Genomic DNA, 340 nt, shown 5'->3' on the forward strand with positions numbered 1-340 from the left:
GCGTCCACTATGCAAATCTCAAACAACAAACAGCAACCACCTCCAAACCCCCGACCGGGAGTCCTTCAGCGGCCCTGTACTGAGGTGGAACAAGCGCAAGCCCGTTTCCTCAGGACCCAACAGTGTGTCCAGCCGGCTCACACCCTCACGAGCTCCGTTCCCACTCCCTCCCGAAGGAAGGCGGTACTAGCAGTCCGACGATGCGAACCGACTGAATAGCCAGTGCTCCACTAGTGAGCTGTCACCCCACCACACATTCGGCGGTGATAGATGAGAGTGCTCCTTAGAAAGGAGGTGATCCAGCCGCACCTTCCGGTACGGCTACCTTGTTACGACTTCG

General features: G+C 57.9%; 1 rRNA gene. It reads right to left on the minus strand.

What is annotated here, in order from left to right:
• Positions 1-287: 287 nt before the first annotated feature.
• Positions 288-340 (minus strand): 16S ribosomal RNA (locus tag C1J01_RS48920); the annotation flags it as partial.

The organism is Nonomuraea aridisoli (assembly GCF_003236395.1).
In the GTDB taxonomy this organism is placed as follows: domain Bacteria; phylum Actinomycetota; class Actinomycetes; order Streptosporangiales; family Streptosporangiaceae; genus Nonomuraea; species Nonomuraea aridisoli.